This window comes from Bacillus sp. FSL R10-2201, assembly GCF_038008665.1.
Taxonomy (GTDB): domain Bacteria; phylum Bacillota; class Bacilli; order Bacillales; family Bacillaceae_G; genus Bacillus_A; species Bacillus_A mycoides.
In genome coordinates, this window is sequence record NZ_JBBOZP010000001.1 from 2,293,462 (window position 1) to 2,313,379 (window position 19,918).

Here is a 19,918-nt window from a genome sequence, read left to right on the forward strand (position 1 = left end):
TGATTTTGAAACACCTGTATTGTTATGAACACAAATGTTTTAACAAAAATGAGTAATTGCTTTTTAGAGCAGTTACTCATTTTTGTAATTACTCGCTTACTTTTCTATTCTCTCTAATAATGTAAGAAACGATTGCAAAACTGGGGATATCCATCTAGATTTATGATAGATTACGTGGCTTTGAATGACGGCTGGAGTTTCGATGGGCTGAAAACAGAGTTGTTCTTTTTGATTACTTTCTTGTACAACGATGTAAGGGAGAATAGAAATTCCTAACTCACACATAACGGATTGTTTAATGACTTCAACATTGGAAGTCTCAAATGTTTTATTAGGATTTCTTCCGCTTTGACGTAAAAAACGATCTACCATTGGTCTATAGCCACAGCTTTGTTCTGTAAATATAAATTGAGTATCTTGTAATAAAAGGAGTGGATCAGTGTTTGAAGGGAAATGAGCAGGGAAAATCCATCCAAATGTTTCATTACATAAATTGCACGTAATAAAATCATTATGCTCTATACTTTCTCCAATTATGAAGATTACATCGGTTTCTCCTTCATGTAATTTTTTCAATGCTTGCTCATTGGTATTTGTCTCAAGTACGATATTTACTTTCGGATTTTCCTGTTTGTAAGTACGTAATAATTGTGGTAACCGATACACTGCCAATGATTCATTAGATGTAATAGCCAATGTTCCTTCTAAATGGTCACTGTTTTGAGGGATTTCTTGCGCTTTATCATAAATAGTAAGTAATTCTAATGCATACGGATGAAATTGATGACCTGCTTTTGTAAGAAGTATTTTTTTTCCTAATCGATCGAATAGGGGAATGTTTAAATCGTTCTCTAATGCTTTAATATGGGCTGTCACAGTAGATTGCGCATAACCTAATGCATGAGCAGCTTTAGAAAAGCTACCATATTTAACAATGGCACAAAATGTTTTAACATGTCTCATTTCCATAAATGATACCTCTTTTATTATCATGATTTGTGAATGATTATATCATGTATTTCAATTTTTCAAATCATTAAATTTCTTTTAAAATTAAGTTGTGGAGAAATTCATTCAATTGAAATTGGAGGAGAAAAAATGAGTGAAAAGAGCTATCATGTAGCTGTAGTTGGAGCTACAGGCGCAGTAGGGCAAAAAATCATTGCATTGTTAGAGAGAGTAACGAAATTTAATATAGAAGAAATTACATTACTCTCGTCAAAACGATCTGCTGGTAAGATAGTACAATTTAAAGGACGAGAGATTAAAATACAAGAGGCAAAATCAACTAGTTTTGAAGGTGTAGACATTGCCTTTTTTAGCGCTGGGGGAGAAGTTTCTAGACAATATGTAAATCATGCAGTTTCTAGTGGTGCAATCGTAATTGACAACACAAGTGAATACCGAATGGCACACGATGTACCACTCGTCGTTCCAGAAGTAAATGCACATACTTTAAGGGAACATAAAAGGATCATTGCAGTTCCGAATTGCTCAGCACTACAGATGGTAACAGCTCTTCAGCCAATTCGAAAATCATTTGGTTTAGAACGAATTATTGTTTCAACGTATCAAGCCGTATCAGGCTCAGGAATTCATGCGATTCATGAATTAAAAGAACAAGCTAAGTCAATGCTTACAGGTGAAGAAGTGAAGAGCACTATATTACCAGTGAAAAAAGATAAAAAACATTATCCAATTGCATTTAATGTATTGCCGCAAGTGGATATATTTACAGACAATGATTTCACATTCGAAGAAGTAAAGATGATTCAAGAGACGAAGAAAATTTTAGAAGATCCAAATCTGAAAATGGCAGCTACTTGCGTCAGAGTTCCAGTTGTATCGGGGCATTCTGAATCAGTTTATATTGAACTTGAAAAAGAAGCGACCGTTGCAGAAATTAAAGAAGTACTACTGAATGCACCAGGTGTTATTTTACAAGATAATCCTAGTGAACAAATTTATCCAACGCCATTATATGCAGAGGGTAAAAGAGATACATTTGTAGGTAGAATACGTAAAGATCCTGATACATCAAAAGGATTCCATCTTTGGATCGTTTCTGATAATTTATTAAAAGGTGCTGCTTGGAACTCAGTTCAAATCGCAGAGACATTGGTGGGAAATGGGATTATTTAGTATGGATTTATATAAATATTGAAAATAGAAGGATATTTGGGAAACCGTTAATTATAATGGTTTCCTGTTTTTTACTTAATGAGTATTTTCCTCTTACTTCAATTAAAATTTAATTTAAGTTAGTTTTTATAGTGTTTTTATAAATATCAACTTTATCTGCAGAGAATTTTAAAAATCTAGGCTCTCCGTTAATTGTGAGATTAATATTAAGTGATAAAGGCATTTCAACCTTTTTCACTACATCTTCTATAGCAATATACTCATCTTCTTTTTCGTTATAAAAACAATGGAACTAATTAATACCTCATTATTTTCAATATCAATACTACACATCATAGGGAATTTCTCATCATTATGTATTATTAATTCGCCAAGTACTATTGAACCGTTTAATTCTTCTGTAAAATTTATTGTTTCCACTGGTTTTACCCACGTTTCATCGCACTCTTCATTTTCCGCTTCATCTATTGCCCATTCCCATATTGGGTTTTGTTTCAGGTCCTCAATATTTAATTCATCAATTGGTTTGCTATTACACATTAATATATACTCCTTTTGCCATGAAAATGGATGAGTAAAAAATTTATTCATTAATTGTAAAATGTGGCTATTTGCAATCCTATAAATACAAGTTTGCTCGTTTCAATAAATAGTTGATCGCAAATAAGAAGTTTCGATGTAGAGTATTATCCATTTGATATTATTAAATCTAGTTTTGTAATGTTGAACTTATTTTTACAACCTATTAAAAGTCTATTCTTACGGTAATCTTAACAAGGTTTTAACTAGACAGTAAATAATGCCTTTTGAAAAGGAAAACCGTGGTTGTGATGGGGGAAATAGCAAAAAACATCGCTGATTTGCCATTCATAAAAATAGACTTTTCTTAGCAGAAATCACTAATTATAAATATTTATAAAATTAGCTCTGATATAGCAGATATTGAAGCGAAGAAAAATAAAGATGGGAGTGCATATTGGAAATACGAAGATGACCAAACAAAATTATGGAATATACGACTATAGAACTAGAAAATGATGACATAAATCTAAATATTATTGTTTAAATTCATATTTTATAATGTCCATTTAGCCCGCATTAACTGCCCGTAAACCCCCTCTGATTAAAGTTTCACTTTATAAAAATGAGCCTATAGTAAAAATAACCTAAAAATAGGCATATGAACAAGGTGCATCATCTAGTGATAGGTCATATTTTGTTGGTGTACGTATTGAACTTAGTTTATCCCGCTATTTGTGGGCAGTAAAACTCCCACCTCAAAATTCAACTGGAGCAAAGAAGTTAGGTGGGAGCCCTGCTGCCCGTAAACGCCCGATTGGTGCGGGCTAATAATCAGTGGGGGATGAACAAAACCCCTACTGATTAAAGTTTCACTTTATAGCGCTATTTCTACTTAGATTTAACGAACAGAAATATAGGAAAGTATCGATGGGGTTTTAGTTTATAAACGGAGGTCATGAAGATGAATAATTTTCAACAAGAACTACAAGCGTTAAGCCTTAATGATTATCAGCCTGGAAATATTGTGTATTGGGACCAGCAAAACCAATATCCATATTACTATATTACAGATGATGCTCGTCGCTGTGGCGGCTGTGGCGGTGGTCGTTGTGGTGGTTGTGGTCGTTGTGGCGGTGGTCGTTGTGGTGGATTCCGTTGTTTTGGTTGCTTCGGTTGCTTTAGTTGTTTTGGTTGTGGTGGTTGCTCTAATTGCTCTAATTGCTCTAATTGTTTTGATGGTTTTAATGGTACTACTGTAACATTTGAATATTGATAAGAGACAAAAAGGAATCCATTTTGAAAAAAGATTGATCGAAACGGATTCCTACTTTGTGAAGCATTATATAATTTTTATAAAAATGTGCTAACAAGTTTGCAAACGGACTTGCTAACACCTATACGAAATAGACATAAAATATCGCTGATGTGTAGCTTAATAATACGATAATAATTTAGCACTTATAATGAATAATAGGTTATTAGAAAAGAAACCATAAAATGTAATGTTTTATATCATTATAAAAAGAGATTATTCTAATAGGTCGTTGTGTAACGGCTGCATAGGATAATCTCTTTTTATGCTTATTTTTGTAAAGAATGTACTGTTATTTTGAGTTGCTCAATAAATTTCCGGGTAGCAGCGCACATATATTTATCTCTTCTATAAATAAGTCCTATATCTATTGTTGGAGTGGGGTTTTCAATTTTAATAGCTTGTATGTGCTCATTTTGCAAAAAGTCTATATACGGTTTTGGTAACACGGTAATCCCCATACCTTGTGCGACCATTTGAATTAAAGATTCCATTGTACTAATTTCTAAAATTGGCTTTGGTTTAAAGTTAAAGTTTTGGCAATGAGATGTAATTAGTTCTGTTAAATAGAAATTTTTAGGTAGAAGAATTAAAGGATAGTCCTGTAATTCTTCAATAGATACATACTTACGTTCAGTTAAAGAATGGCTGGTTGGCACAACTAATGTAAGTTCACTTTTATATAGTGGGATAGAAACAATCTCTTTATCTTGCACCGGGAGAAATGTAATACCAATATCTAATTCATTTTGTAATAATTTTTCACGAATTTCTCCTGTACGAAGCCCCAACACAGAGAGTTCGATATTTGGATATTGCTTATTGAAATCTAATATAGCTGGTGGTAGTAAATAATTTACTACGGTTAACAAAGATCCTATTGTTAAGGAACCATGATGTAATCCATTTAAATCTTGAATGGCAGAACGAGCTTGTTCGACTTCGTGAAAGATTGTTTTACTGTGCGATAATAAAACTCTTCCTGCTTCAGTTAAAGATATTTTTTTACCAATTCGATCGAAAACTGGCATGCCTACTTCATGTTCTAATGCACGTATTTGTTGGCTTAGTGAAGGTTGTGAAATATTTAATTTCTCGGCTGCTTTTGTGAAATGTAATTCTTTCGAAACAGCTAAAAAGTATTCTAATTGTCGTAATTCGATTGAAATCACCTCAAGTTTAATCATAGGATATACCTATCATTATTATATAAATAATTGAATTGAACAATGGTTTTGTGGGATATATAATCACTTTATCAGAAATGGATTGATTAAAAAATTAGATGAGGTGAAGAAGAATTGTTGAAATCTAGTGTATTACCGGGCAGTTATTCACAAGTACTTCAAAAAAGGTATGAGGAGGCCGTACCGACAGGAATATATCATTTAACGCCTTTATATGTAAAAGAAGCAAGGGGAGCGATAATAACAGATGTAGATGGAAATCAGTTTATTGATTTTGCTGGTGGAATTGGTATGCAAAATGTTGGACATTGTCATCCGAAAGTTGTAAGAGCGGTACAAAAACAAGCAGAATCATTTATACATCCTTGTTTTCATGTAACTCCATATGAAAATTATATTACTTTAGCGGAGAAAATTAATGAGAAAGTGCCAGGTACAAGTAAGAAAAAAACGATGTTTGCCAATAGTGGTGCGGAAGCGATTGAAAATGCTGTAAAGATCGCACGTAAAGTAACAGGGAGGAGTAAAGTAATTTCGTTTGAACGAGGATTTCATGGGAGAACATTAATGACAATGTCTCTATCGACCAAAGAAACTCCATATAAAGCAGGATTTGGTCCGTTCGTTTCAGACATGCATATATTGCCGTATCCGTACTATTACAGAGCTGAAGAAGGAGTTTCTCCTGAAGAAGTGGATTCTCAAGTCATCTATCAGTTTGAAAAGTTTTTAGAAGAAGTATCACCTGAAAAAGTAGCAGCGATCGTAATGGAACCAGTACAAGGAGAGGGTGGGTTTATTGTTCATTCCATTTCATTTGTAAAACGATTACGAGAAATTTGTAATCAATACGGTATTTTAATGATAATGGATGAAGTGCAAACTGGATTTGGCCGAACAGGGAAATGGTTTGCAACGGAACATTTTCATATAGAACCTGACATAATGACTTTGTCAAAATCAATTGCTGGCGGTTTACCATTAAGTGCTATTGTCGGTCGTGCGGAGTTGATGGACATTCCTGGGAGAGGACAAATTGGTGGAACTTTTGCCGGGAGTCCGTTATCATGTGCAGCCGGTCTTGCTGTATTTGAAATAATGGAAGAAGAAAATCTAGTTGAAAGGGCTCAGCAAATTGGAAATAGAATAATGTCACATCTACATCAAATGCAATTAAAGTACGAAATGATTGGTGATGTTCGTGGAATCGGTGCGATGGTTGCAATGGAACTTGTAACGAATCGCATAACGAAAGAACCTGCAAAAGAACTAACAGTAAAGCTAATTGAAGATTTTTGGAAGAATGGGCTTATAAGTATTGGAGCGGGGATATTTGATAATGTACTACGCTTTTTACCACCTCTAGTTATCTCAAACGAAGAAATAGATAGAGGATTTGAAATAATAAATGAGTCTTTTGAAAAGTTGTGCCGCAAGTAAGAGGAGGGATTTGAATGACTAAAGTATATGAAATCCTATCTTTAAATCTAGGATTGCCAAAAGAGGTTATGTATGGTGGGAAGTTAATTCAAACAGGGATAAATAAAAAGCAAGTAAAGGAACCTGTTTTTTTATCATTTTTAAAGTTTAATGGAGATGGACAGGCGGATTTAGTTCATCATGGAGGGGTAGATAAAGCGGTTTGTGTTTATACTGGTGACCACTATCCTTACTGGGAAAAAGAGTTGAATCAGGAACTTGTATATGGGGCTTTCGGTGAAAATATAACAGTAAGCGGAATGCGTGAAGAAGATGTTTGTATTGGTGACACGTTTCAACTCGGAGAAGCGATTGTACAAGTAACGCAGCCAAGACAACCTTGTTTTAAATTAGCCAAGAAATATAATATTCCAAAGTTGCCATTATATTTTCAAGATACAGGATACACAGGTTTTTATTTTCGAGTATTAAAAGAAGGGTGGATATTACCGGTAGATACTTTAAAATTGTTGAAGCTTGATCCAAAAGGTGTGTCAATTTTGTTTGCGAATCGCATAATGCATAAAGAAAAACAAAACTCTGAAGGATTAAAAAGGATTTTAGAAGTAAATGCACTGTCTACTAGTTGGAGAAAGACGTTTGAAAAGCGAGTGAAGGGAGAAGAAATTAGTACGAAGGAGCGACTTGAGGGAACCAAAGAATAGGTGAATTATATTTGCATAAAATGGTGTATTTCTATTATCGGAAAGATAAGTAGGAAGCACCATTTGTTATATAATAAACATGATATTATTCAAAAATCTTAATACTAGTTTATTCGACTTGTTTTTTAATAATCAAAACATAAAATAAATTAAACCATTTTTAAAAGTTTTATGATACTATATTGATTTGAAAGGCCTATTTTTTGAGAGTAGGTCATATAAGTATATCTAAATTAATGGAATCGACGTATGGAGGGACAACATGGGCAATGTTGAAAAAATGGCAAACTTTCTATTAGAAGAACCGAGAAGAGAACAGTTATTTCCTTTATTTGAAGAAGTGTTTGGGATTACGAGCCAAACATTGCAGGATTTTTCAGAGAAAGGGTATTGGGATTATACATATAAAGCATTATCATTTTTACAAGATGATAATGCGATTGCAAATGTTGCGGCATTTTCACTTCCGCTTTTAATTAATGGTGAAAAAATAAATGCAACGGGTATTCAATCAGTAATGACACATCCGAATTATCGTAGACGAGGATTAATGAAGCAATTGTTTAGTAAGATGATAGAGGAAATTGATGAGCAATGCGAGTGTGCGGTCTTGTTTACTGAAAATCCGGAACTATATAAACCATTTGGTTTTCAAATTGTGCAAGAATATTTGATGACAGTATCATACGAAAATAAAGGCTACAAAGATTCTCAACTTGAAAAGTTAGATTTTTATAATGAAGAGGATAGACAATTAATACATGAGATTATTGAAAATGGCCAAAGGCTTTCTAATAAATTTTCAACGTTAAATTACCGCTCTTCGTTTTATTTAAATATGTATGATTCAACATGGAATGAAAACCTTTATTATTCAGAGAAATTAGATGCGCTGATTGTTTTTACAGTAGAAAATCAAAAACTAAAATTATTTGGAGTATTTGCGCCGGTAATTCCGATTTTAGATGAATTATGTGAGGAAATCTCTGGGGAATTTACGGAGATTGAATTTTATTTCTATCCAGATCAATTAGGAATTGATGATGTACAATATACAGAATTACAGACTAGTAAGTATTTAATGGTTCGAAGTAATAAAGAATTAGATTTTAAAGGTTATAAATTCCCGGTATTAACTGAGTTTTAAATATTAATTTAAATGCTTTTTTATGGAGGAATTATGAAAACATCATATATACCAAATCATATTGAGCAACTTACTGTAATGAACGCACCTAAATTTTACAAACTTGAAGACAATGATACATTCATTGTCCATTCGAAAGAAGAAACAGATTTTTGGCTGAAAACCCATTATGGTTTTGAAGTAATGAATGGCCATGTATTTTATGATGAGATAATGACAGATTTTCAGGCTGAGGTTCAATTGCGCATGAATCCAAATGCGACATACGATCAAGCGGGTTTATTTGTTATGATTTCTGAGAAGTGTTGGTTAAAAACATCTTTAGAATATATTCCTGAGGGCCCATCACATTTAGGTGCTGTCGTAACGAATAATGGCTATTCTGATTGGTCAACGCAAGACTATCCAAATGAGTTTGCTAAGCAACAATTACGTTTTCGAATTATTCGAAAACTTGGCGATTATACAATATATGTGAAAACGAGTCAGCGATGGGAACAAATAAGAATCGCTCATTTGATGGAGGACATAGGTAATGAGCCTGTTAAAATTGGTTTTTATACGTGTAGTCCTTCTGAAAATAATGGATTCGAGACCGAGGTTTTCGATTTTAAAATTGAACAAATATAGATGGGAAAACCGCATTCTTACTAAATGAGAATGCGGTTTTTATTAAGTTAAAGAGTATTCACATCAACTGGCAGTGAAAATGCCTGGTAGATTAAAGTTCCATTTTATTGACTAAAAATGATTTAAAACTTATCATTTAATAATGTTAAATATTAATTTGCCTAATATAATAGGACTAATGGAGAAATTACAGACTATATTGCTCAAATAAGGAGGACTATAAATTATTCGATGGTAATTTCATGAAAAAAGGAGATTGTGTATGAAATCATTTCGCAAGTTGTTACAGTATTTAAAACCATACATGTTCTTCGCTATTATTGGACCGCTATTTATGGTACTTGAGGTTGCGATGGACTTAATTCAACCGACAATAATGCAACATATTATTGATGTTGGAATTGCAAACCGGGATTTGAATTATGTAATAAAAATGGGGCTTCTTATGATAGGAGCAGCAGCAATCGGTTTAATTGGAGGACTTGGTTGTATGATGTATTCTACAAAAGCTGCTGTTAATTTCGCTACAGACATACGAAAAGATGTGTTTGCGAAAATAGAAACATTTTCTAGCAAAAATCGTGATTCATTTGGAACAGGTAAATTATTAACAATCGTGACAAATGATATTACATCTATTCAATCGGCAATGACGATGACGTTACGTGTACTTGTCCGTGGACCGTTATTATTTATTGGAAGTATCATTATAGTCTTTGTAACAGCGAGAGACCTATTTCCAATTTTACTTGTTGTGGTACCCGTATTATTAGTTGCAATTGTATTGATTGCAGGTCAATCGAGCGGTTCATTTAAGCGAGTACAAGAAGCATTAGATAAAGTAAACACAAAGCTACAAGAAAATTTATCCGGTGTACGTGTTATAAAAGCATATGTAAGACAAAAATATGAAATCGCACAGTTTGAGAAAGTTAATACAAGTTTAACTGAAATAAATATTCGTGCAATACAAATTATTTCATTGATGATGCCAATTATTATGCTAGTTGTAAATAGCGGAATTGTAGCAACTTTATGGATTGGTGGCGAGAAAGTTTTTAACGGTACACTCCAAGTAGGGGCCATTTTAGCTTTTATTAACTATTTAAATATCATTTTAATGTCACTTATGTCTATTAGTATGGTATTTATTCAAATTGCCCGTGCTTTTCCATCAGCTGATCGTGTACAACAAGTCTTACATACTGAAGTTGATATTACAACTGAAGGCGACGTATATGAACCAAAGCAAGTGGGTGGTAATGTAGAGTTTAAAAATGTTAGCTATAGTTATACGAAAAATAATGAATATGTTTTAAAAGATATTTCCTTTACTGTACGTAAAGGTGAAAAAATAGGGATTATTGGATCGACCGGAAGTGGTAAATCTACATTGGCGAAACTATTGCCACGACTTTACGATGTTGATCAAGGTGAAATATGTATAGATGATGTTAATGTGAAAGCATACGATTTGCAAAAACTTCGTGCTTCCATTGGCTTCGTTCCACAAAAGGCACTTCTTTTTTCAGGCAGTATAGAAGAGAATTTACGTTATGGCAAAGAAGATGCAACTTATGATGAATTGGAATTAGCATCTTCATCTGCTTGTGCGACTGAGTTTATCAATAAGCTGGAAGACTCTTATGAATATAACTTAACACAAGGTGCAACCAATCTATCTGGTGGTCAAAAACAACGTATATCTATTGCAAGAGCCCTAGTGAGAAAGCCATCTATTCTTGTATTAGACGATTCTACATCGGCAGTTGATGCGAAGTCAGAAGCTGTAATACAGGAAGCATTAAGGACAAGATATAGTGGCACAACGACATTTTTAATTGCATCAAAAATATCTTCTATTATAGATGCTGATAAAATCCTCGTTTTGAATAACGGTGAATTAGTTGGAAATGGTACGCATGAGGATTTATTGGCAACTTGTGAAGTGTATCAGGAAATTTATCTTTCCCAAGGTGGTAGCCTGCAGCAAGAAGGAGGGGAAGAGCGTGCGTAATTTTCAAGGACAATTTGGAAATAAAGGTGTACGTAACAATCCGAAAACGGGAAAAACTAAGAATACTAAAGGAACTATAATGCGAGTATGGAACTATATGGGGTATCAAAAAGCATCTCTTATGTTCGTTATTATTCTTGTATTTATCACGACATTACTAGGTTTACTGGGGCCATATTATATGGGGGTCATCATTGATGAATACATTGTACCGAAGGATTTAAGCGGGACAGCCAGAATGTGCATGCTACTCATTGCAATATATGGGATAACCGTATTATTAACATGGTTACAAACATTTGTAATGATTAATGTTGCATTAAAGACTATACAAAAAATACGACAAGATATTTTTGAAAAAATCCAAACACTTTCTCTACGATTCTTTGATGTACGTTCTCAAGGTGATTTAATGAGCCGTGTGACAAATGATATTGATAACTTAAATCAAGCTTTGACACAAAGTGTTGTGCAAATCATTTCATCAGCGTTAACGTTTATAGGTGTAACAATTGCGATGTTTTCATTAGATTGGATTTTAGCGATTGTAACTTTAATTACAGTACCTATTATGTTTTTCGTTACGAAAAAACTAGTTGCTTATAGTGGGAAAAACTTTGCGAAGCGTCAAAAGGATTTAGGAGAATTAAATGGATTTATTGAGGAAGCTATTACAGGCGCAGACGTAACTACGTTATACGGAAAAGAAAAAGAAACCGTACATAACTTTAATGAAATTAACGAACAGCTAAGAATTTCAGCAACGAAGGCTGAAACGTTTTCAGCATTTATTTTTCCAAGTATGAACTTTATTAATAACTTAGGAATGGGGCTTGTAATTGGAACTGGATCGGTAATGGTATTAAACGGAATGACAACAGTAGGTGTCATTGCAGCTTTTATTAATTATTCTCGACAATTTTCAAGACCACTTAGTCAATTTGCAACTTTAATGAATACGATTCAAGCGGCAGTTGCTGGAGGAGAACGTGTCTTTGAAATTATGGATGAAGTACCAGAAATTCAAAATAAAAAAGATGCAGTACTTGTACAAAATTTACAAGGACATGTTAGGCTTGAGAAAGTTTCATTTGGATACGCACAGGACAACATGATTTTAAAAGATGTGAGTCTCGAGGCGAATCCTGGGGAGACAATCGCTTTAGTCGGTCCAACTGGATCAGGAAAAACAACAATTATTAATTTGTTAACTCGCTTTTATGACATTCAAAAAGGGCAAATTAGCATTGATGAAAAAGATATCAAGGATTATGATATTAATTCTTTGCGGAGTAAAATAGGGGTTGTTTTACAGGATACGTATTTATTTGCAGGAACGATTATGGAAAATATTCGATATGGACGTTTAGATGCAAGTGATGAAGAAGTAGTTGCAGCAGCAAAAGCAGCATCAGCACATTCTTTTATAAAACATCTACCGAATCAATATGAAACGGAAATTGCTTCAGAAGGTTCGAATTTAAGTCAAGGACAAAAACAACTCCTTGCGATTGCACGAGCGATTTTAGCAGATGCAGATATATTAATTCTCGACGAAGCAACATCTAATATTGATACGAGAACAGAATTACAAATTCAATCTGGATTAAATAATTTAATGAGAGGGCGAACAAGTTTTGTAATCGCTCATCGGCTGAAAACGATTGAAAAAGCAGATCAAATACTTGTAATAAAAGATGGAAGTATTTTAGAGAGAGGAAATCATGAAACTCTCATGGAAGATGGTGGGTTTTACTTTGATTTGTATACGAGTCAGTTTAAAATTTAACAAAAACATTGATGTGGTGAGGTTTCTCTAGAAAAGAGAAACCTCATTTTTTATATTTGCAAACATTACCATCCGAATAGTCTTTCACTAAATGTTTTAACAGCGTCCTTTTGCAGACTAGGTGAAAAATGTGAATAGCGATTTAAGGTTATGAAAGCGTCCTTATGATCCAATCGTTCGCTTACAATCTTTGGATGTACTCCTTGTTTTAAAAGAAGCGTTGCATGAGTATGGCGTAAATCATGAAATCTAATGTTTTTTAATTCGGATTTTTTCAAATAGGCTTTAAATGTATCACGAAAACCACTTTTGTCTTCTTTTTCCTGTCTCTGAATCAGCTCCGATATCGACAATAATACACCACTTTGTTCCTCTTTTTCGAATATGTCCTTTCACTTAAAACATTCCTTCATTGATTTTTGAATCATGTTGTAAAAGTATATTTGTAATTTTGCTGCTATGAAAATTACATGTTTGGACATATCGGCGATGGATATATTTTATCATATATAAATTAAAACATTTTGGAGTCGTCTATTTAGTAAAGAAATTAAAATTATAAGAAATATGATTTTTAGTATATTTTCATCAGTTGGTGTATATATGTCGTATTTATTATTTTTGGATTTCAAATGAAATTTCTTTAGCTGCTTCTAAAGCTATTTTTTTAGCTTCTGTTTTAAAATAGGCTGCAGCTAAAACGTATCCACATCGATGTCCCATTGATGTAGGTGGTTTTAAGATAGTTCCTTTTTTAGGTTTTATATAAACTTTCTCTACACCAGGATATTTAGAACTACGGTTTTTCCCTGTAACTCGAATTAGTTTTCCTTTAAATTTAACTGTTAGGTAATGAGCGTACACATATTTATAATGTTTTTTATTTAGTGAAGGTTTATTTCCTAACATTAACTGAATAGTCTCTTGCACTAAGTTGATTCCATGTCCAATTTCAATTATGTCATTCATTGCTCCACCTGATATTCTGGGATTTATCTCAATTAATTTCCAAACATCTTTTATTCTCCGGAGTTCTAGATGACACGCTCCATTTTTCATATTAAAGGCCTGAATAACAGAATTAACTGCATTGAAAAGACTATTATATAGTCTTTTGTCTACCTGTCCTAGTAAAGAATAACCAGTAACAATAAAACGTTCAAAAAGTGTAATTTCTTGTTCAATTACTGCTATAATATGGACTTTTCCATCTTGAACTAAAATTTCAACTAAGTACTGAGGTCCATCTATATATTCTTCAAGTAGAATTTCTTCATTAGGTAGTTTTTTTTAAAGACTTTGTATAGATAAGATTAATTGATCTTTATTTTTTACTAATAATACATCTTTGGATCCTGTTGATTTAGGGGATTTTACAATAAGAGGGAAATTTATCTCTTTAGTTTTTTCAAGAAAAGATGATAATGATTCTGTTGGTTTGTAAATTAAATAGTTGAGTGAGATTGGTAATTCTTTAAGTACATTACGAGTTAATATTTTGTTTTCCATATGATGGATAGCTTTAGTAGATACAATATTTGAGCAAAATCTTTCTGATAAACGTGCAGCCACATAAACAAAAGGGTCAATAAAACTAAAGATCCCTTTTATGTTTTTTCCTGATGTATTTAATTTTTCAATTGTTGTAATTATATTATCATAATCATTTATATCAGTGAAAATCATCTGATGTACATCAGGGAATATAGTGCGTTCATTAATAAATTTTGTTTTTTTAGTTAATAAAACAGTAAAGAAATTAAGTTTTTCAGCTGCTTTGATTGCTTCCCTACTTGATCCAGATTTATTTGTTTCAATGAAAACGATAGTATCCATTTTATGTCACCTTAACCTTTATCATTTTATAAAATCTCAGGTTTATTATTTCTATAGGTAGAATATTAAAATGAGGTTAAGCTTGTTCTGGATTTTTCGAAAAATGGTTGAATGAGGAAGAACATGAATATATATATAATGAATTTGATATTTGTTTTGAAAAAAATCTTTAGAAAGAAGGGAAGAAGAACTAACATGACTATAATTGGTATGCTTCATCATCGGAAAGATCCGAATGACGTAAAGAAAGCATATACTTATGCTGCTGTAGCTAAAGCTGAAGGTGTGGAATTTTTTTATTTTACTTTAGGAAAAGTAAATATAGAAACGAAGAAGATTTTAGGTAAAACTTATGAAAATGGTAAGTGGATTGAACAAGAATTTTCTTTTCCAGATGTTATTTACAATGCAAGTGTTCATGTTAGTGATAAAAATCAGCAAATCTATGATTATCTACATGAAAAAGTTCCTTTTACAAGTCATTCAATTGGAAATAAATTAAGTGTATATAACAGAATAAATAGAGCGAAAAAATTTAAGCAATATCTTATTCCTTTTTATGAATTAAATGATGTTAATAAGTTTTTTGACATGATTAATCGTTATGAAAAACTTATTATTAAACCAATTTCTGGACATCAAGGTAGTGGTATTATTTTCATTGAAAAAAATGGGATGAATTACAGTATGAATGAGTCAGAACAAATTTCATCTATTAATAAAAAACAATTACGGAGCTTTATATCTGATAAGATTCAAGAGCAAGGTTACATAATTCAACAGTTTATTTCATGTCAAATGAAATCTGGTCATGTTTATGATTTTCGATTGCATGTTCAAAGAAATGGGGAAGGCAGGTGGGTTGTTACTTCTATATTCCCGAGAATAGGTCCATTAGGAAGTATTGTATCAAATATGGCTAAGGGTGGTTATAGTACGTATTTAGATGTTTTTTTAAAAGCGGAGTTTGATAACGATTGGTATAATATTAAAAGGTATTTAGAACGATTTGCAGTAACTTTTTCTAACCATTTTAATTCTTTATATAAGGATATACTATTTGATGAGTTAGGAATTGATGTAGGGATTGATAAGGATCAAAAATTGTGGTTATTTGAGGTGAATTGGAGACCAGGGGTACCTAATATATTTAATCTTGAATTAGATGTAGCTAGAAATTTAGTTCACTATGCTAGATATTTGGCTGATAAATATAAATAAGAAAAGGAAAATATAATGAAACCTAGAAACCTTTATATACCAATGTTTCTACTAATCTCTCTTTCTATATCTCCTATAAGGTTTTTCTCCATGCATTCCGAAATTCGGCGGATGCTGGACTGTCGCCAAGCCAACGTACCTAATATGAGGTAAATACCGGAACCTGGTAATACATCCTTCATTGTGGGCGGGGTCACATATTTATAAAAAAATACGCTTGTCCAATCCATTATCATTCTCCAGTCATTTAATACTACAAAGGGGGGAGAATATGGAAAACAATGAAAAAATCACGTTTCGATTTGTAAAAAAAGATGGAGAAGAAATTAATTTGGGAAATCTTGCTGATAAACGAAAAATTGTCATTGTCATTAATAATCAGATTACATTTGCACCGAATACAACACAAATTGCCAGTGGAGCCGGACAAAATAGTGCAGCAGGAAGTAATGCAGCAATCGATTCATCGAATACCCGACAGCAAGAAACGGTGGGCGCTGGAGGCGAAGCCATAAATAAAGGAATTAGTGGGGACCAGATTGAGCCGCATAAAATGAAAGAAGAAACTTCGGATGAAGAGGCAGAATTTGTACTTATCATCAATAATCAAATTAATAAAACCCGTAAGGAACAGGCTAGTGCTACTCAAGTGGCAAGTGGTGGTGGAGAAGACAGTGCAGCGGGAACCAACGCTGCCATCGAAAGTTCTAATACTAAACAGCAACATGCAGTAGGAGGCGGAACGGATAGTTCGGCAGAAAATGCAGGTGAAGAAGGCGACCAAATAGAAAAATGCGATTAAAGAAAAGAGGCTGTAATTATTTCGCAGCCTCTTTTTCTTATTATGGATTAATTGGTCTATTACTTACCCAACCAAATTAGGAATATATTAAATATCTTGATGGATCATATACTGTCCATAATCCTATCCGTTGAGAAGTATTTGGATTTTTATATACTGCGATTGATCCATAAGGTTTTCTATGACTAGCTAAAGTATTGTCAATATATACTGCAAGGTCATAAGGCTGAAGTTGTATTTAATAAAAAGTTGTAGCTTCTGATTTTGATGATGCGAAAAATCAAATTCGTCAACTCGAATTGTCTTTTGCCACAGAAGCATGTGCTTCTTTTTTTGAAGAGCTATTAGTATTTGTACAGTTTCTAGTAATAAGTTTTGGATTATACATTCAAAAATAGAAAAAATATATCCAACCTTATTTAGCAATGAAGCTTAGTAAGAAGCGTGTGGATATAAAAATCGTTATTGGATAAAAAATCAAAAGAGCACGCCTATAAACGTACTCTTAGAAAGATAAGAAACTTATGAGTGGAGGCAATCTCCATATAATAACATATGCTTGTCTACTTTAAATGTGTAAAATTTATAAACAAAAATGCTATTTTATTAAGAAACGAGAAACGGTAGATAAGTAAGTACGTATATTATCGGATGTTAGTTGTTTTAATGAAAAAGAAACCTTTATAAAAAGGTTTCTTTTTCATTAAAATTAACAATCATAATCATTGTCGTATTCATGGTTACATTCATCGCAAGGGTTGTTCTGGTCATCACAGCAAATACAAAATGTTTTATTGATAAATATATCAATAAAATCAAATGTATCGGAATTATTTGTGAGAGTAAGGCTTTGTAAATCTTCTACTTGAAAGATCCTTGTTTCATTAGGAACTAAAGTTGCATTAATTGGTATGTTAGAACTTCTTGTTTGAACTGTTACTTCAATGGGACCGGAATCGTTAGGAACAGATAGTTGAAGTAAAGTTTTGTTGTGATTAATAGTAAAATCTTCAAATACTGTTCTTGAGGTATTAGGGGGTACGATAATATCGAGAGGTACATTTCCAGCTAAGGTAGTTCCCGAACCAGCAATCGTGTGAGTTTCGACAAAACAGTTACTATCTTCGTTAATAGAATATGAATGCTCTTTATAATAATCATTTTGTTCATTGCAGCAGATGCAAAACGTTTTTTGGATATAAACACCAATGTCGCTACTTGTATTATTATTATTTGTGAGAGTGAGGCTTTCAAAATTTTCTACTTGAAGAATTCTTGTTTCACCTGAAGCTATTGTAGCGGTAATCGGTCTACGAGAATTTCTTGTACGAATAGTTACAACAATTGGTGCAGAAGTACCAGGAACATGAAACTGCAGTAATGTTTTATTGTGATTATTAGTAGCATCTTCAAAAACTATTCTTGAAGTGTTAGCTGGTACAATAATATCTAACGGTATATTTGAGCCAGCAATCGTATGCGTTTTAGTGAAACAGTTCTCTTTTTTATTGTGAGAATATGAATAGTTTTTATAGTACTTTTTACCATGTTTATAAAAAAAATCAGCCATTCTTTAATCTCCTATCTTTTATTTGTCTATATATTGTATTTAATGAAAGTAAGAAATGTTTGTACAAGGTAGAAAAAAGTTCTATTTAGGAGAATAAGAGAAAAAACTTAAGATATACGTACTGTAGCGTTTGATTCAGTTAAACAAAATATAAGAATTGGATAGCTAATCTTATTGCTAGAAGACTCCCACCCAAAAATCCGGCTGAAGCGGAAGAAGTTAGGTGGGAGATGAACTTTCCGTAAAAGCCAATTTGGTGAAATCTAAAATTAAGAATTAGAACTAATTAATAACAATTGAAATAGCGCTAAACACTAATAAGACTGCCATAATAATGTTAAATATTCGGTTGTGTTTTAATAAAAGTTTTTGAAACATCGATCCGAATAGACACCAACTAAACGTACTCATTAAACCGACTATGCCTAAAAACAATGAAAAGAAAAGGTAACTAGAATATGAATGGTAGTAAGGGAGAATAAAAGTTGATACTACAGTCAGTCCGAATAAAATTCCCTTCGGGTTAACAAATTGAAGCATAATTCCTACTAAAAATAAGTTTTTATTACTTTTTTCATTTGTATCTGTATTGCCTTTACTAATGAGTATTTTAAAAGCTAAATACAGCATATAAGCTACACCTAAAATTTTTAAAGGGAATTCAATTAATGGCAGAATATTTATAAGTACAATATTAAAGAAACTACATAATGAAGTGATAATAAAAAAACCGAAAGCCACACCTAGGCAAAATGTAATGCTTCTTTTTAATCCATATTGCTTGGCGTATGTCATAGCTAAAAAATTGTTAGGGCCTGGTGTGAAGCTACTAACAAAGACAAATAATAAAAAAGAAAATATAGGCATTTCAATCCCCCCTCTTATTCGTGTGTTATAATGACCGAAAAGAACAATATAACGTTCGCTTTTTATTATACATAATGGTCGTTATATTGTATATGGTATAGGAGTGTTTTTTATGGAGGAAATTCAAATTATCCTTGCAAAAAATTTAAAAGCTATTCGTAAGAAAGAAAAACTGAGTTTGGAAAAGGTTTCACAATTAACAGGTGTGAGTAAAACAATGATTGGACAAATTGAAAGAGGGGAATCTAGTCCTACGATTACAACAATTTGGAAAATCGCTAATGGACTAAAGGTTTCCTTTACTTCTTTAATAAATAATCCACAACCAGATACGACTATAGTTTTACGGAATGATATCCAAATATTGTCTGAGGATAATGGGAGGTATAGAGTATTTCCTTCATTTTCGTTCCAAGAAAATAGACAGTTTGAAATTTATATGATTGAAATTGAAGAAAAGGGAAGTTTGAGTGCGGAAGCTCATAAAGAAGGAACGGAAGAATTTATAACAGTGTTTGATGGAGAATTAACAATTGAAGTAAATGGGTGTAAATATAATTTAAAAAGTGGTGATTCCATTAGATTTAAGGCGGATAGACCACATGTTTATTACAATTTAGGAGAAACATTAACAAGAGTGAGTATGACAATTTATTATCCTGTTTCTTAATATATTATGAAAAAGCTATCTATAATTAGATAGCTTTTTTCGTATAAAAAAGACACACAGTT

At 32.6% G+C, this 19,918-nt stretch carries 17 protein-coding genes and 1 pseudogene; 11 read left to right on the plus strand and 7 right to left on the minus strand.

Features of this window, described 5'->3' with window-relative positions; translation table 11 throughout:
* Positions 1–96 precede the first annotated feature (96 nt).
* Positions 97–969, minus strand: a complete 873-nt coding sequence (locus NSQ69_RS11875) for a LysR family transcriptional regulator (RefSeq protein ID WP_002127351.1) — start codon at positions 967–969, stop codon at positions 97–99.
* 129 nt (positions 970–1,098) lie between these two features.
* Here NSQ69_RS11875 and NSQ69_RS11880 point away from each other — a divergent pair, with 129 nt between their 5' ends.
* Positions 1,099–2,142: an aspartate-semialdehyde dehydrogenase gene (locus NSQ69_RS11880; RefSeq protein ID WP_002127352.1), complete on the plus strand. Its 1,044-nt coding sequence runs from the start codon at positions 1,099–1,101 to the stop codon at positions 2,140–2,142.
* Positions 2,143–2,388: 246 nt separating this feature from the next.
* Here the strand turns inward: NSQ69_RS11880 and NSQ69_RS11885 are convergent, their stop codons facing one another.
* The gene (locus NSQ69_RS11885; RefSeq protein ID WP_002127353.1) at positions 2,389–2,682 is read right to left on the minus strand and encodes a hypothetical protein; all 294 of its coding nucleotides are present in this window, start codon (positions 2,680–2,682) and stop codon (positions 2,389–2,391) included.
* 943 nt (positions 2,683–3,625) lie between these two features.
* Here NSQ69_RS11885 and NSQ69_RS11890 point away from each other — a divergent pair.
* The gene (locus NSQ69_RS11890) at positions 3,626–3,937 is read left to right on the plus strand and encodes a heterocycloanthracin/sonorensin family bacteriocin (protein WP_063226656.1); all 312 of its coding nucleotides are present in this window, start codon (positions 3,626–3,628) and stop codon (positions 3,935–3,937) included.
* Between the two features lie 308 nt (positions 3,938–4,245).
* On the opposite strand, the gene NSQ69_RS11895 is transcribed toward NSQ69_RS11890, so the two are convergent.
* Positions 4,246–5,148, minus strand: coding sequence for a LysR family transcriptional regulator (locus NSQ69_RS11895; protein ID WP_087974007.1), 903 nt, complete (start codon positions 5,146–5,148; stop codon positions 4,246–4,248).
* A gap of 129 nt (positions 5,149–5,277) precedes the next feature.
* Between NSQ69_RS11895 and gabT the strand changes: the two genes are divergently transcribed.
* The 6 genes from gabT to NSQ69_RS11925 all read left to right on the plus strand — a co-directional run bounded on the left by gabT (position 5,278) and on the right by NSQ69_RS11925 (position 12,890).
* On the plus strand, positions 5,278–6,603 hold the full coding sequence (gene gabT, locus NSQ69_RS11900; RefSeq protein WP_341099262.1) for a 4-aminobutyrate--2-oxoglutarate transaminase: 1,326 nt from the start codon (positions 5,278–5,280) through the stop codon (positions 6,601–6,603).
* A gap of 14 nt (positions 6,604–6,617) precedes the next feature.
* Positions 6,618–7,307: an MOSC domain-containing protein gene (locus NSQ69_RS11905; RefSeq protein WP_002168398.1), complete on the plus strand. Its 690-nt coding sequence runs from the start codon at positions 6,618–6,620 to the stop codon at positions 7,305–7,307.
* 262 nt (positions 7,308–7,569) lie between these two features.
* Positions 7,570–8,454: a GNAT family N-acetyltransferase gene (locus NSQ69_RS11910; RefSeq protein ID WP_341099263.1), complete on the plus strand. Its 885-nt coding sequence runs from the start codon at positions 7,570–7,572 to the stop codon at positions 8,452–8,454.
* 33 nt (positions 8,455–8,487) lie between these two features.
* Entirely contained in the window at positions 8,488–9,084 is a 597-nt protein-coding gene (locus NSQ69_RS11915) for a DUF1349 domain-containing protein (protein ID WP_002127357.1), read from the plus strand.
* 262 nt (positions 9,085–9,346) lie between these two features.
* The gene (locus NSQ69_RS11920) at positions 9,347–11,101 is read left to right on the plus strand and encodes an ABC transporter ATP-binding protein (protein ID WP_002168397.1); all 1,755 of its coding nucleotides are present in this window, start codon (positions 9,347–9,349) and stop codon (positions 11,099–11,101) included.
* Positions 11,094–12,890, plus strand: a complete 1,797-nt coding sequence (locus NSQ69_RS11925) for an ABC transporter ATP-binding protein (RefSeq protein WP_341099264.1) — start codon at positions 11,094–11,096, stop codon at positions 12,888–12,890. Before NSQ69_RS11920 ends, NSQ69_RS11925 begins: the two co-directional genes overlap by 8 nt.
* A 65-nt stretch (positions 12,891–12,955) precedes the next feature.
* Here NSQ69_RS11925 and NSQ69_RS11930 read toward each other — a convergent pair whose 3' ends face one another.
* Positions 12,956–13,243 carry a tyrosine-type recombinase/integrase gene (locus tag NSQ69_RS11930; protein ID WP_370458391.1) on the minus strand — a complete coding sequence of 96 codons (288 nt, stop codon included), beginning with the start codon at positions 13,241–13,243 and terminating at the stop codon, positions 12,956–12,958.
* A gap of 262 nt (positions 13,244–13,505) precedes the next feature.
* Positions 13,506–14,726, minus strand: a pseudogene (locus NSQ69_RS11935) (ATP-grasp domain-containing protein).
* Positions 14,727–14,849: 123 nt separating this feature from the next.
* On the opposite strand from NSQ69_RS11935, the gene NSQ69_RS11940 reads away from it, so the two are divergent.
* Together NSQ69_RS11940 and NSQ69_RS11945 are read left to right on the plus strand one after the other, a co-directional pair.
* Entirely contained in the window at positions 14,850–15,947 is a 1,098-nt protein-coding gene (locus NSQ69_RS11940) for a YheC/YheD family endospore coat-associated protein (RefSeq protein ID WP_002165834.1), read from the plus strand.
* A gap of 271 nt (positions 15,948–16,218) precedes the next feature.
* On the plus strand, positions 16,219–16,749 hold the full coding sequence (locus NSQ69_RS11945; protein ID WP_078203269.1) for a hypothetical protein: 531 nt from the start codon (positions 16,219–16,221) through the stop codon (positions 16,747–16,749).
* A 709-nt stretch (positions 16,750–17,458) separates the two neighbouring features.
* On the opposite strand, the gene NSQ69_RS11950 is transcribed toward NSQ69_RS11945, so the two are convergent.
* Together NSQ69_RS11950 and NSQ69_RS11955 are read right to left on the minus strand one after the other, a co-directional pair.
* Positions 17,459–18,319 (minus strand): hypothetical protein, encoded by an 861-nt coding sequence (locus tag NSQ69_RS11950; RefSeq protein ID WP_002127362.1) that lies wholly within the window; start codon positions 18,317–18,319, stop codon positions 17,459–17,461.
* Positions 18,320–18,601: 282 nt separating this feature from the next.
* Positions 18,602–19,186, minus strand: coding sequence for a LysE family translocator (locus NSQ69_RS11955; protein WP_341099265.1), 585 nt, complete (start codon positions 19,184–19,186; stop codon positions 18,602–18,604).
* Positions 19,187–19,298: 112 nt separating this feature from the next.
* On the opposite strand from NSQ69_RS11955, the gene NSQ69_RS11960 reads away from it, so the two are divergent.
* Entirely contained in the window at positions 19,299–19,856 is a 558-nt protein-coding gene (locus NSQ69_RS11960) for a helix-turn-helix domain-containing protein (protein ID WP_002109916.1), read from the plus strand.
* Positions 19,857–19,918 lie beyond the last annotated feature (62 nt).